We start from the raw sequence: 12,671 nt of genomic DNA, 5'->3' as shown, positions 1-12,671 counted from the left end.
CAGCCGCGCCCCCGCGTACTCCACCCCCACCGCGACGGCCTCCTCCTCGGCTTCTCTCACCACGAGCGCTGGCGCCATGCCGCCCGTCCTACCGCGCTGCCGAGATGTGTTGGATCTTGAGAAGTGTTCCGTCCACTCGCAGGGGGCCTGTAAGAGCTACCGGAAAACCCCCGACATCTCAGAACAGGTGCGCGCGACCTCGAGTCCGAGACCCCCTCCCCTCTCTCGCATCCCCGGAGCGCCGCGCAGGCCGACGCCCCGCCGCGCTCGGCAGGAGAGATGGGAGCCCGTCCCGTCCGCGCTTCCCCAGAGCCTGCCGCGAGTCGAGCGCACCCGCCGCGTATTACAACCCGCCCGTGCCCACCTGCGCAGACCCAACGAGGAACGAGCCGTGAGCGCGCTCGCCGACATCCTGAAAGAGGAGCACGAGCGCGTGTTGGAGCGCTGGGCTCTGCGCACGAGGCCCAGCGCCGGCGTGCGCGAGGCCGTGGCGCAGTTGCTCACTGCGCTCGGCGCGTCTCTGCGAGCAGGCCAGGTGCAGCCCGCTCTGCTGGAGGCCGCGCGCGAGCACGGGCGACGCAGCCCGCACCTCGACGCCCTCGCGCGCGACTACGGCCTGCTGCGCGACGGCCTCCTCGACCGGGTCGAGGAGAGCAGCCGGCCCATGACGCTCGCCGAGGTGCGCGTGCTCACGGACCTCGTGGACCGGGCGCTCGCCGAGGGGGCTGCGGCGCACGCGCGCTGACGGCGCTCACTGCGGCGCGAGTGCGCGCCCCACCCCGCCCTGCGGCCCCAGCCAGCCGTGCGCGGGCGGGCTCCAGCCCGGCCAGGTGAAGCCGTAGTAGCTCGAGGGCACCTGGTCCGGGTACGTGTTGTGTGCCGACCAGAGGTGCCGCAGCACCACGGAGTCCTCCAGTAGGACGGCCTCCGGTACGCCTCCCTCGCTGAAGAGGCTCTCGCCGTGCAGCGTCCACCCGCCCTGCGGCCGCACCTCGAGCCAGCGGATCCCGAGGGGGATGTAGAAGGGCGTGTCGGTGAGCTCGGGGTGGGTCACGTACTGCAGCACGAGCACGCGGCCATCCGCAGCGAGCAGCAGGCCCGACAGACCGCTCCAGTAGCCGGAGTCCGGGGTGGGCAGCTGCTCCTGGGCGAGCACGCGGCCGGACTCGCGCTCCAGCACCTGCGCCTGGATGCAGCCCTTGCCGCAAGACTCCGCCACGGCGGCGTGCGTGGCGCTCAGGCGCACCTGGGCGTTCGGTGCTGCGGACCAGCGGTAGCGGAGGGCGCCGTCCGCCGTGTCGCGCACGGTTCCATCGTCGAGGAACAGGGTGCCGCCGAACACCGCCACGGGGCGTGCCTCGCCCGGCAGCACCCAGCGCTCGCCTCCCGCGGCCGAGAGCGCGACCAGCCGCGGGCTGCCGGCGTCCAGGGAGAGGTAGAGCTGCCCGTCCTCGTCGGCGATGACCCCTTCGAGCAGCCCCGGCTCGGTCTCGGCCGGCAGCGCGCCGCTGAGCACGCGGCTCCAGCCCAGCTCCAGGCGCTCGAGGTCGAAGCTGCCCACCCACAGGGACGCGGGGTTCACCTGCACGAGCATCAGCGCCTGGCCCGGGGCGCCCTGCACCCAGCGCGGCACCACCCACTCGGAAAAGAGCCCGACTTCGGCGAGGCGTTCGCGCACCAGCGCCGTGAGGTCCACGCTGCGCGCCGGCTCGTCGCGGTCCAGCCGGCGCACCTCGTACAGCTTGATGCCGCCGTAGTTATACGAGGTGTAGCCCACGAGGTAGCGGCCGTGCGCGAGCAGCACGGTGCGCCCGTCTCCGTCCTGCAGCGTGCGCGCACCCCCTTGCCCATCGAGCTGCACCAGCCCGGCGTACGCGTAGTCCGTCTTCTGAAGCAGCAGCCCCTGCGGGCCCTGCCCCACGAAGCGCGAGAACTCCACGTCCGACCAGCCCCACGCCGCCTCGCGCACGCCCTGCAGGCAGGTGTCGAGGTGGCAGGTGCCCTCCTCCCCCGTGGCCGTGGCGCAGCGCGCCCCCGTCTCCTTCACGCGCTCGAAGCGGCACAGGTCCTGCTGCCACGTGGTGCGCACGCAGTCGTTCACCGTGCCGCAGGCCTCCCCATTCGCGTGCACGGTGGGCGGCGGCGGCTCGGCGGCCGGGGCCGGCACGTCCTGGGGCGGGGTCGGGGCCGCAGGGTCCCCGGCGGCCGGCGTCTCCTCAACCGGCGGCACCCCGGGAGTCTCGTGTTCCGCAGCGGGCGCCGGCTCCGTTCCGCACGCGAGCCCCACGCCCCCCAGCATCAGTCCTGCCCACACCCAGCCCCAGCGCGCCATGGCGGCCCCTCCGGCACCCCTGTCCGCGGGGGCAGATGGGCACGGGGGCAGGGCCCGACAAGCCCGCGGCCTCGGGAAAGCCCGGGGCGGTGTGCGCCCGCAGACTTCGCGGCGGCGTCAGTCGATCGCCGCCTGCGCCTCCACGGGCTTGGGCGGCGCGGGGTGCAGGCGCACGCGCTTCACGCGCCTCGGGCTCGCCTCGAGGATCTCCAGGCGGGTGCCGTCCTCCGCGGTGAGCTTCACGCCGGCCGGCGGAATCATCCCCGAGAGCGCGATGCACAGCCCGCCCACGGTGGTCCAGCTGTCCCCCTCGGGCAGCTCGAGCGAGAGGTCGCGGTTGAGCTCGCGGATGGGCGTGGTGCCATCCACCACGAGGCTGCCGCTCTGCTCGCGGCGCACGGTCTGCACGGGGGTGTCGTGCTCGTTGAAGATCTCCCCCACCAGCTCCTCCACCAGGTCCTCGATGGTGACGATGCCGGCGAGCACGCCGCGCTCGTCCACCACGATGGCCATCTGGATGCGGCGGCTCTGCATCTGCTGCAGCACGTCCAGGGGGCGCACGGTCTCGGGGACGAAGTAGGCGGGGCGCAGCGCGTCCTCCACCACGATGAGCCCCTGCTCGAGCGCGAGCCCGAGCAGGTCCTTCACCAGCAGGTAGCCGACGATCTTGTCGATGCTGCCCTCGTACACGGGGATGCGGCTGTGGCCGCCCTCGAGCAGCACGCGCTTCACGTCCTCGGCACTCGCATCGCGCGGCAGCGCCACCACGCGCGTGCGCGGCACCATGATGTCCTCGATGCTCAGGTTGGCGAGCTCGAAGGCGCGGCTCGCGATGTCGCTGGTGCGCGGGTGCAGGCTGCCGCTCTTCGCCGCCTCCTCCATCAGCTGCTGCAGCTCCTCCACGGAGAGGCGGCTCTCGCTGAAGGAGGTGCGGTCGCCGAAGAGGCGCAGCACCAGGTTGGAGCTCGCGGTGAGCAGCCAGACGAAGGGGCGCATCAGCCGGCTGAGCAGGCGCAGCACGGGCCCGATGACCAGCGCGTAGCGCTCGCCGGCGCGCAGGGCGAGGCTCTTGGGCACCAGCTCCCCGAGCACGAGCGAGAGGTAGGAGACGAGCCCCACCACGGCAGCGAAGGCCACCTGGTGCGCGAGCGCGTCGCTCAGGCCCAGCCCCTGCAGCAGCGGGGCGAGGCGCACGGCGATGGAGGAGCCGCCGAAGGCGGCCGCCGTGGCGCCCACCACGGTGATGCCGATCTGCACGGTGGCGAGGAAGCGATCTGGGTTCGCGCGCAGCGCCCGCACCGCGCGCGCCGCGCGGCTGCCGCCCTCCACCAGCTCGTTGAGGCGGGTGCTGCGCACGCTGATGATGGCGATCTCGGCGCCCGAGAACACGCCGTTGAGCAGCACCAGCACGAGGATGATCAGCAGCTCGGTGAGGATGGGGCCTCCCTGCGACGGCGGGTGGGACGTCACCCTGTGTATTAGCCCCGCCGCCGCGCTGCGGCAGCCCCGGCGCACGGCCAGGGTGCGCCGCTGGACGCCCGCAGTGCCCGGTGCAGGGCAGGCAGGCAGGCGCGCCGCTCCCGGGGCGCCGGTGCCGGACAGCCCGGGCCCCGCGGGCACTTTTGCGCGCTGCGGGCGGCGGAGGCTGGGGTAGATGGGGCCGGATGATCCGCGTGCACCTGCTCCAGCCCGATGGCACCGTCCGCTCCGGCGGCCGCGAGCTCATGGAGGAGGAGGGGGCCACGTGGGTGGACGTGGAGGCTCCGAGCGAGCTGGAGCTCAAGGAGCTGGGGGTGCTCTTCGAGCTGCACAAGCTCGAGATCGAGGACTGCCTCCAGCGCGACCAGCGCCCGAAGCTCGAGCCCTACCCCGGCCACCTCTTCTTCGTGCTGCACGCCTTCCGCTCCACGGGGCCGGACATCTGCGAGCTGGAGCCGCAGGAGATGCACTTCTTCCTCGGGCAGGACTGGCTCCTCACGGTGCACGAGGAGCCGAGCGCGGCGGTGGAGGAGGCACAGCGGCGGCTCGTGGCGGACACGAAGGGCACCTTCGCCAAGGGGGTGGACCGGCTGGCCTACCTGGTGGCGGACGCGCTGGTGGACAGCAACTTCCCGCTGCTCGAGGCCTTCAGCGACGAGCTGGAGACGCTGGAGGCCGCCATCTTCGAGGCCCCGGACCCCTCGCACCAGCAGCGCATCTTCGAGCTCAAGCGCACGCTGGTGCTGCTGCGGCGCATCCTCGTCCCGCAGCGCGACGTGGTGAGCCTGCTCGCGCGCGGAGACCAGCCCCACGTGAGCGAGCGCACCTGCCTGTACTTCCGCGACGTGGCGGACCACCTCACGCGGGTGCAGGAGCAGCTGGAGGCGGACAGCAACCTGGTGGCCAACGTGCGCGACGGCTACCTGGCGATGATGGCCAACCGCACCGCCGAGGTGAGCAAGCAGCTCACCATCATGGCCACGGTGTTCCTGCCGCTCTCCTTCATCGTGGGCTTCTTCGGGCAGAACTTCCCCGAGCTGCAGACCCCCTTCTACTTCTGGCTCATGCTGGCCACCATGGTGTTGGTGCCGGCGCTGCTGCTGGTCTGGTTCCGGCACAAGCGCTGGCTCTGAGCTCCCCGAAGCCTCCACGCCCCCTCCCCTCTCCGTCTCCCATCGCCTGTGCGAGCGCTCCCATGAATACCGAGACCGAGCTCCTCTCCCCTCCCGAGCTGCGCGACGTGTGGCAGGTGCTCAGCCGGGACGAGCGCGTGGAGGGCTTCCGGCTGCTGCCCCCCGGCTCCACGGACGACTTCTTCCTCTCGCTCAGCGCGCACGAGCAGATGGACCTCTTGCAGAGCCTGCAGCCGCAGGAGCGCCGCGCGTGGATCCGCCTGCTCGCCCCGGACGACGCGGCGGACCTGCTGCAGGAGGCCGAGCCCGAGCTGCGCACGGAGCTCATCGGGCTGCTGGACGTGAGCACCCGCGGTGAAGTCCAGGCGCTGCTCGCCTACGCCGAGGACGACGCCGGTGGCCTGATGAGCCCGCGCTTCGCGCGCGTGCGGCCGGACATGAGCATCGACGAGGCGCTGCGCTACCTGCGCAAGCAGGCGCGCACCCAGCTGGAGACGCTCAGCTACGCGTACGCGCTGGACGCGAGCCAGAAGCTGCTCGGCGTGGTGAGCATCCGCGAGCTGTTCCAGGCCTCGCCGGACAAGCACGTGCACGAGGTGATGCAGACCGAGCACCTGGTCACCGTGCCCGAGCACATGGACCAGGAGGCGGTGAGCCGGCTCTTCAGCCAGAGCGACCTCATCGCCCTGCCGGTGGTGGACGCCGAGGGCCGCATGAAGGGCATCGTCACGGTGGACGACATCGTGGACGTGGTCCAGGAGGAGGCCACCGAGGACATCCAGAAGGCCGGCGGTATGGAGGCCCTGGACGCGCCCTACTTCGAGATCGGCTTCTTCGACATGATCAAGAAGCGCGCCGGCTGGCTCACCATCCTCTTCGTGGGCGAGATGCTCACGGCGACGGCGATGGGCTACTTCGAGCACGAGATCGACCGCGCCGTCGTGCTCGCGCTCTTCGTGCCGCTCATCATCTCCTCGGGCGGCAACTCCGGCAGCCAGGCCAGCACGCTCATCATCCGCGCCATGGCGCTGAGCGAGGTGCGCCTGCGCGACTGGTGGCGGGTGATGCACCGCGAGCTCGCCTCGGGGCTCGCGCTGGGGCTGCTGCTCGGCGTCATCGGCCTGGTGCGCATCAGCGCCTGGCACTACGCCTTCCACGCCTACGGCGAGCACTGGGCGAAGGTGGCGCTCACCGTGGGGGTGAGCCTGGTGGGGGTGGTGCTCTGGGGCACCCTGAGCGGCTCGATGCTGCCCTTCGTGCTGCGGCGCGTGGGCTTCGACCCCGCGAGCGCGAGCGCGCCCTTCGTGGCCACGCTCGTGGACGTGAGCGGGCTCATCATCTACTTCACCGCGGCGACCCTCATCCTGAGCGGCACGCTGCTGTAGCGCAGCGTGCCGGCGCGACTCAGGCCTTGCTGCTCTCGGCCTGGCGGGAGGCGACCTCGCGGCGCACCTCCTCCATGTCGAGCGCGCGCACCTTGCCCACCAGCTCCTCGAGCGCCGCGGCGGGCAGCGCCCCGGGCTGGTTGAAGAGCAGGATGCCGTCGCGGAACACCATCAGCGTGGGGATGGAGCGGATCTCGAAGGCGCCGGAGAGCTCCGGCTGCGCGTCGGTGTCGATCTTCCCGAAGGTGATGTCCGCGTGCTTCTGGCTCGACTGCTCGAACACCGGGGCGAAGGCGCGGCAGGGGCCGCACCACGCCGCCCACCAGTCGAGGATGACGATCCCCTCCTTGCTCACGGTGTCCTTGAAGTTGTCCTTGCCGATCTCGACGGTGGCCATGGAGGCTCCTGGAAGGGGTGTCCCGCGAAGGGGTTAGCGGACGGCCAGCAGCTCCACCTCGAAGAGGAGCGTGGAGTTGCCCGGGATGACGGGGGGATAGCCGCGCACGCCGTAGCCCATCTCGGGCGGGATGGTGAGCTTGCGCACGCCGCCCACCTTCATCCCGGCCACGCCCTTGTCCCAGCCCTCGATGACCTGGCCCGCGCCGAGCCGGAAGCTGAAGCCCTCGCCGCGGTCGCGGCTGCTGTCGAACTTGGAGCCGTTGGTGAGCGTGCCCACGTAGTGCACGGTCACCGTCTTGCCCGCGGTGGCCTCGGGGCCAGTGCCCACCTTCACGTCCTCGGTCTTCAGCGCCATCCGTCGTCTCTCCGTCCCGGTATGCGGGAAAACTGCGGGGAATGCTGCGTCCGGCAACCTTAAGCGCCACCCCGCCGCCGCGCTCGGAGGAAGTGCGCGGGGCCGTCCGGCGCTCGACGCGGGCCAGCCAGGCAGGCGGGCGCCGGGGAGGGCCGCCTGAAGCGCCGATGGCGCCGGCTCCAGCCGGCAGGAGCCGGGATGGGAGCGCGGCGCCATCGAGGGAGGCAGTCCGGCCTAGAAGGTGAGGCCGAAGTTCAGCGTGGCGTCGTAGCGGCCCGTGTTGCTGAACTCCACGTCGCCCACGTTGTCGGAGGGCACGCGGCGGGCGAACTCCTGGTCGAAGAGGAAGTTGTAGCCGGCGCGCGCATCCGCGGTGAAGTTGCCCATGTGGGTGCGCAGGCCCAGCCCCACTGGCACGTTGCCCACGGTGTCGTCGCGGAAGCGGGCGCTGCGGTCGTCGCGCACGTTGTAGTCGCTGATGCCGATGCCGCCGAGCACGTAGGGCTGCACCGAGGTGGTGGTGAGGCCCACGGTGAGCGCCGCGTGGCCGCCGTTGCGCACGATGTCCGCGCCGTTGACGTTGTCCTCGTGCTTGATCTCGTTCACCGCGCCCGAGTAGCCGAGCTCGAGGCCCAGCACGCGCGTGGGACGGAAGTTCGCATTCACCGCCACCGCGGGACCGGGAGACACCTCGGGCGCGAGCGCCTGGGTGTAGCCCTCGACGCCGGCGCCCAGCGTCACCGTGAGGCCCTTCATGTCCGCGTGCTTCTTCGGCTCGTAGGGCTGCGCGTCGGTGGGCGTGGTGGTGATGGCCGCGGCGCCCGAGTCAGTCGTCGGAGGCGGAGCGGGCACGGGCTGGGTCGTCACCGGGCGATCCGTGGCCACGCCGCTGCCGCCGGTGCCGCCCGTCTGCGTACTTGCGGCCGGGGCCGCACCGGTGGCGGGCGAGGGCTGCGTCGTGGTCGTCGTCTGGGTCGTCGTGGTCTGGGTAGACGTGCTGCTGGGCGGAGTAGCCGGCTGCACCTGCGTGCTGCCCGAGCCACCGGTGCCCGTCTGGGTGCTCGCAGTATCGAGGCTGCGCTCGGGCTCACTCGGCTGCGCCTGCGTGCTGCCGCTCGCCTGGGACGGCGGGTCACCGTTGCCCGCGCGCGCCGCCGTTCCGTAGAGCAGGGCCGCGACGGCGCCTGCGAGAATTGCCGCTTTCATGGTGCTGCCTCCAGGTGTCGTGGACTGACCTGAAGGTTGTCCTGTGGTGCACATGCGACAAGGACGGGCGGGAGGGGTCGCCCGGACGGCGACCGGGCAGGCCGCTCAGGGCTCGCGGGTCCACTCGGCGCTGCTGACCACCGGCAGCTGCAGCGCGCGCTCGCGGTCCAGGTCCAGGTTGCCGATGTGCAGGGACAGCGGGCTCTGCACCCACTTGTAGATGGATTGCAGGAAGAGGCGGACGAACTTGTCCACGTAGCCCTGCAGCCGCGCGGGCGGGAGCTCGGGGAACATCGGCGCGAGCGCCTGCAGCATCTCGGCGGGGGTGAGCTTCTCGCCGGCGAAGAGGAAGAAGCAGGCGTCCAGCACCGGGAAGGGCATCAGCTCCTCCTCGCCCACCTGGTTGGGGGCGAGCTCGGGGCCGGCCGGCTTCGCCAGCACCTTGCGGATGCCCTCGAGGCCCGTGGTCTCCAGCAGGTAGTCCAGCAGGTACATCACCACCGTCTTGGGCACGTTGGCGATGACGGCGAGCGCGCCCATCAGGTCGCCGCCGATGGTGGTGTAGCCCACCGCCTTCTCGCTCATGTTGCCCGTCTGCAGGAAGAGCCCGCCCGAGGTGTTGCTCCAGTTCCACATGCGCTGCGCGCGCAGGCGCGCCTGGATGTTCTGCTCGGTGAGCGCGCTCAAGGGCTCGCCGCCCAGCATCTGGCGCGTCACGTCCGCCTCGCGCCCGAAGGCCTCCTCGATCGCGATGACCTGGAAGGGCACGCCCAGCTCGCGCGCGATGGTCTCCGCCGCCTCGCGCGTCTCGTCCGAGCTGTAGCGGCTGGGCTGGTAGAAGGCGCGGATGAGGCTGCCGGGGTTCTCCGGCCGCACGCGCTTCGCGTAGCGGTGCGCGATGAGCAGGGTGAGCAGCGAGTCGCGCCCGCCGGAGAGCGAGATGCCCAAAACTTTGAAGGCGCGCGTCTTCTCGAAGTAGTCGCCCACCCCGAGCGCGAGCGCGTCCAGGATGTCCTCGCACAGCGCGGCGCGGGGGCTGCGGCGCGCGTCCGGCCCCGGCAGGAAGAAGCTGCGGCCCGCGGGCACCGGGTACTGCAGCCGCGCGCGCGGGGCCTTCGTGTCCACGCTCTGCGCGCAGTCCACGGTGGGCACGAGCTTGCCGGCCTTCGCCCAGGCCTCGCGGTCGCTGCGCCAGGTGCTGTTCTCGCCGCGCATGCGCACGGTGCGGTCCAGGTCCACCACGCAGGCCTGCCAGCCCTCGCGGAAGCGCTCGGCCTCCATCACCTGGCGGCCGTTCTGGTGCACGAAGCCGCCGCCGTCGAAGATGAGGCCGTCGTTGCTGCCCACCGCGTTCGCGTACGCGAGCGTGCACTGGTAGTCGCCCGAGCGCGTGGCGAGCGTCTCGCGCCGCGTGTCCACGTGCCCCACGCGAAAGGGGCTCGCGCTGAGGTTCACCACCAGCTCCGCGCCCGAGTAGGTGCGCCGGCGCATGGGGCCCTCGGGGCTCCACACGTCCTCGCACACCTCGGGGGCGAGCGTGCCGAAGTCGAAGCGGAAGCAGAGGTCACCGAGCGGCACGCCGCGGTGGCTCTCGGCCATGCCCGGGTAGCCGCGCGCGAAGGTGCGCCCCTCGTAGAAGACGCTGTAGGTGGGCAGCTGCTCCTTGGGCACGAGGCCGTGCACGCGGCCTCCCGCGACGATGGCCGCGCAGTTGAGGCGCAAGCCCCCGTGCGCCACGGTGACGCCGATGGCGAAGACGCACGGGAGCCCCGCCGTCTCGCGCGCGAAGCGCTCCAGCTGCGGCCACTGGTGCTCCACGAAGCCCTGCCACTGCACCAGGTCCTCGGGCGGATAGCCGCCGATGAGCTGCTCGGGGAACAGCGCCACGGTGCAGTCCGCGGCCGCCATCTCGCGCGCGAGCGCGAGCGCCCGGTCGGTGTTGCGCGCGAAGGCGCCCACGGTGGTGTTCACGTTGGCGAGGCCGAGCTTCACGAGCCGCATGGGAAGGACGCGCTCCTCTCTCAGGGTGGGAGAACCAGTGTCTCTCCTGAGGGAGCGTAGCGGGCGCCGGGCCCGCGCGCCTCAGTTGAGCGGCCCGCTTTGCGGCACCGGACTCAAGCGGGCGATGAGCTCGCTCACGTCATCCATCAGTGCGGCGAGGCGTGCGCCCACGTCCAGCTGCTCGAGCAGCTCCAGGCGCCGCTCGGTCTCGGGCACCAGCGCCGCGGCCACCACGTCCGCGAGCGTGCCGCCCGCCGCGCGCGCCGCCACCGGCAGCAGGTTCTCCGCGAAGGAGGGGGGCACCCGCCCCGCCAGCTCGAACACCGCCTGGCGCAGCGCCTCCTCCTCGGGCCCGTTGTAGGCCGCGTCCGGCAGCAGCTGCACCTGCACCTCGCGGTAGAGCTTGCGCGCGGGCAGCTCCTCCAGCACGCGGCCCCGGCACACGCCCTGGAGCAGCAGGTTGTAGCGCCCCTCCTCCACCTCCTCGTGCCAGAGGATGGTGCCCACGCAGAGCAGGGGCGCGAGCGGGGGCCTGCCCCCGTAGTCGCGCTCCCAGCCGGGCTGCAGCCCCCCGAGCGCCATCACCCCGTCGCCCGCGAGTGCGTCCCGCACCAGCTCGCGGTAGCGCGGCTCGAAGATGTGCAGCGGCAGCACCGAGTGCGGGAAGAGCACGGCCGAGGGCAGCGGGAAGACCTTGAGGGCCACGGCGGCGGCGCGCTCCACGCGTTCTTGGGAGGTCATGGGCCTCCAAGTTAACCCCGCGCGCGGCCGCTGCGCGCGCGCCCGCCCGCCTTGCGGACAGGACGGCACGTGTAGGGCGGTGGGAGGGCTGGCAGCGCCCCTGCTTTCCGCTAGGGTGCGCCGCCTCATGCCGGACTTCAGCTCCTCCCCCTCCGACGCCACCTCCCCCGACGCTGCTCCCCGGCCCTCCTGGTACCGCCGCCTCTACCTGCGCGTGGAGGCGATGAGCGCGAGCCCGCACGCGCTGCTCGCGATGGCCGCGGTCTCGGTGGTGGACGGCTCGGTGTTCCCCATCCCGCCCTTCGCCCTGCTGGTGCCCATGGTGCTCGCGCGCCCGAACCGCTGGGTGCGCTACTCGCTGGTGGGCATCGCCGCGAGCATCGTGGGCGGGCTCATCGGGTACTGGCTGGGCACGCTGCTGCACGGCGGCGCCATCAACTTCCTGCACTTCGACCCCAACTTCCGCGTGGACCGCTTCGGCATCCACGCCACCGTCGCCGAGCTGCTGGGGCGCAACATCTGGATGCTCGCCGCGCTCTGCTCGGTGCTGCCCACCCCGCTGAAGATCGTGGCCATCGGCAGCGGCGCCGTGGGCGTGCCCCTGCCCCAGTTCTTCCTCGCGCTCGTCATCGGGCGCACGGTGCGCTTCTTCGTGGTGGCCGGCTTCATGCGCTTCGTCGGCCCCAGCGCGCGCCGCTGGCTGCGCGTCTAGCGCCTGCTCAGTACGTGTAGGCGAGCCCGAACTGCATGCTCCAGGCAGGGCCCTCGCCGCTCGCCACGTAGGTCTGCACGGCCACCGGCTCGATGAAGAGCCGCAGCCGGTCGTCCAGCGGGATCTGGCCGCCGATCGCTACGCGCCCCACCGCGCCCCAGTCCAGGTCGCTGTGGTGGGTGGCGCCGGTGAGCGTGTGCAGCGTCGCGCTGCGGTGCGCGAGCGAGAGCCCCGCGGACACCTCGAGCGAGACGTTGAGGCGCGGGTGCACCGGGTAGAGCAGGCGCGCGCCGGGCATCAGCTCGGTGGCCAGCGTGTCGTCCTGCGAGGTGCCGCTGAAGCTCACCGTCTCGCGCCCCGAGTAGCCGAAGGCCGCCGTGGCGAGCCACTCCACGCGCGCCACCCCCAGCCCCTCCTTCAGCCAGGGGCCGCTCAGCTGCAGCGAGAAGCGCGGCATCGTGGGCCCGACGGAGAAGGGGAACAGCCCGCCCACCGCGGCCGCCACGCTGCGGCGCAGCTCGGGGGGCGGCAGCTTGCGGCCGGCGCCGTACGCGGCGGGCGCCGGGGCCTCCGCGGCGGGCGCGGGCGGGCGGGCCGGCGCCGGGCCGGGGGCGCCGGGGGGCCTGGAGTCCGTGGCCTGCACGAGCCGGCGCGAGGGGCCCGGCATGCGCACCGGGCGGCTGCTCTCCTCGGGCACGCCCAGCTCCGGCGCGGGGGCCCGGCCCGGGGCCGCGCCCAGGGTCCCCGCCTCGGGTGCCTCGGCGGCGGGCGCCTCGGCGTCCGGCGCGCTGCGGCTGGGCACGCCCAGGGGCTGGCCGCGCGGGGCCGCGCGCGCCGCGCCCGCGGGCGCGAGCGCCAGGGCGAGGAGCAGGCCGGGGCGGGGCCGACGGGACAGGAGCTGCGGCTTCGGGGACTTCGTCATGGGAGG

Annotated in this window: 12 protein-coding genes; 4 read left to right on the top strand and 8 right to left on the bottom strand. The window is 72.6% G+C overall.

What is annotated here, in order from left to right; genetic code table 11:
* The first annotated feature begins 391 nt into the window (after positions 1 to 391).
* A complete protein-coding gene (locus tag FGE12_RS27155; protein WP_153869528.1) occupies positions 392 to 745 on the top strand; it encodes a hypothetical protein in 354 nt (117 codons plus the stop codon).
* 6 nt (positions 746 to 751) lie between these two features.
* On the opposite strand, the gene FGE12_RS27150 is transcribed toward FGE12_RS27155, so the two are convergent.
* On the bottom strand, positions 752 to 2,332 hold the full coding sequence (locus FGE12_RS27150; RefSeq protein WP_153869527.1) for a hypothetical protein: 1,581 nt from the start codon (positions 2,330 to 2,332) through the stop codon (positions 752 to 754).
* 117 nt (positions 2,333 to 2,449) lie between these two features.
* Positions 2,450 to 3,742, bottom strand: a complete 1,293-nt coding sequence (locus tag FGE12_RS27145; RefSeq protein WP_194798322.1) for a hemolysin family protein — start codon at positions 3,740 to 3,742, stop codon at positions 2,450 to 2,452.
* A gap of 254 nt (positions 3,743 to 3,996) precedes the next feature.
* On the opposite strand from FGE12_RS27145, the gene corA reads away from it, so the two are divergent.
* Positions 3,997 to 4,944 carry a magnesium/cobalt transporter CorA gene (corA, locus tag FGE12_RS27140; RefSeq protein WP_153869526.1) on the top strand — a complete coding sequence of 316 codons (948 nt, stop codon included), beginning with the start codon at positions 3,997 to 3,999 and terminating at the stop codon, positions 4,942 to 4,944.
* A gap of 62 nt (positions 4,945 to 5,006) precedes the next feature.
* Positions 5,007 to 6,329 carry a magnesium transporter gene (gene mgtE, locus FGE12_RS27135; protein ID WP_153869525.1) on the top strand — a complete coding sequence of 441 codons (1,323 nt, stop codon included), beginning with the start codon at positions 5,007 to 5,009 and terminating at the stop codon, positions 6,327 to 6,329.
* 19 nt (positions 6,330 to 6,348) lie between these two features.
* On the opposite strand, the gene trxA is transcribed toward mgtE, so the two are convergent.
* The 5 genes from trxA to FGE12_RS27110 all read right to left on the bottom strand — a co-directional run bounded on the left by trxA (position 6,349) and on the right by FGE12_RS27110 (position 11,031).
* Entirely contained in the window at positions 6,349 to 6,726 is a 378-nt protein-coding gene (gene trxA, locus FGE12_RS27130; RefSeq protein WP_153869524.1) for a thioredoxin, read from the bottom strand.
* A 33-nt stretch (positions 6,727 to 6,759) separates the two neighbouring features.
* The gene (locus FGE12_RS27125; RefSeq protein WP_153869523.1) at positions 6,760 to 7,083 is read right to left on the bottom strand and encodes an FKBP-type peptidyl-prolyl cis-trans isomerase; all 324 of its coding nucleotides are present in this window, start codon (positions 7,081 to 7,083) and stop codon (positions 6,760 to 6,762) included.
* Positions 7,084 to 7,317: 234 nt separating this feature from the next.
* Complete coding sequence (locus tag FGE12_RS27120) at positions 7,318 to 8,289, bottom strand: hypothetical protein (RefSeq protein ID WP_153869522.1); 972 nt, start codon at positions 8,287 to 8,289, stop codon at positions 7,318 to 7,320.
* 105 nt (positions 8,290 to 8,394) lie between these two features.
* Positions 8,395 to 10,290 carry an NAD(+) synthase gene (gene nadE, locus FGE12_RS27115; RefSeq protein WP_153869521.1) on the bottom strand — a complete coding sequence of 632 codons (1,896 nt, stop codon included), beginning with the start codon at positions 10,288 to 10,290 and terminating at the stop codon, positions 8,395 to 8,397.
* A gap of 81 nt (positions 10,291 to 10,371) precedes the next feature.
* Entirely contained in the window at positions 10,372 to 11,031 is a 660-nt protein-coding gene (locus FGE12_RS27110; protein ID WP_153869520.1) for an LON peptidase substrate-binding domain-containing protein, read from the bottom strand.
* Between the two features lie 127 nt (positions 11,032 to 11,158).
* On the opposite strand from FGE12_RS27110, the gene FGE12_RS27105 reads away from it, so the two are divergent.
* A complete protein-coding gene (locus FGE12_RS27105; protein WP_153869519.1) occupies positions 11,159 to 11,743 on the top strand; it encodes a YqaA family protein in 585 nt (194 codons plus the stop codon).
* Between the two features lie 7 nt (positions 11,744 to 11,750).
* Here the strand turns inward: FGE12_RS27105 and FGE12_RS27100 are convergent, their stop codons facing one another.
* Positions 11,751 to 12,665: a hypothetical protein gene (locus tag FGE12_RS27100; protein ID WP_153869518.1), complete on the bottom strand. Its 915-nt coding sequence runs from the start codon at positions 12,663 to 12,665 to the stop codon at positions 11,751 to 11,753.
* Between the last annotated feature and the right edge of the window lie 6 nt (positions 12,666 to 12,671).

This window comes from Aggregicoccus sp. 17bor-14 (assembly GCF_009659535.1).
In the GTDB taxonomy this organism is placed as follows: Bacteria; Myxococcota; Myxococcia; order Myxococcales; family Myxococcaceae; genus Aggregicoccus.
Note: the sequence above shows the minus strand (reverse complement) of the source record. Positions and strands in the feature narration are given on the sequence as shown.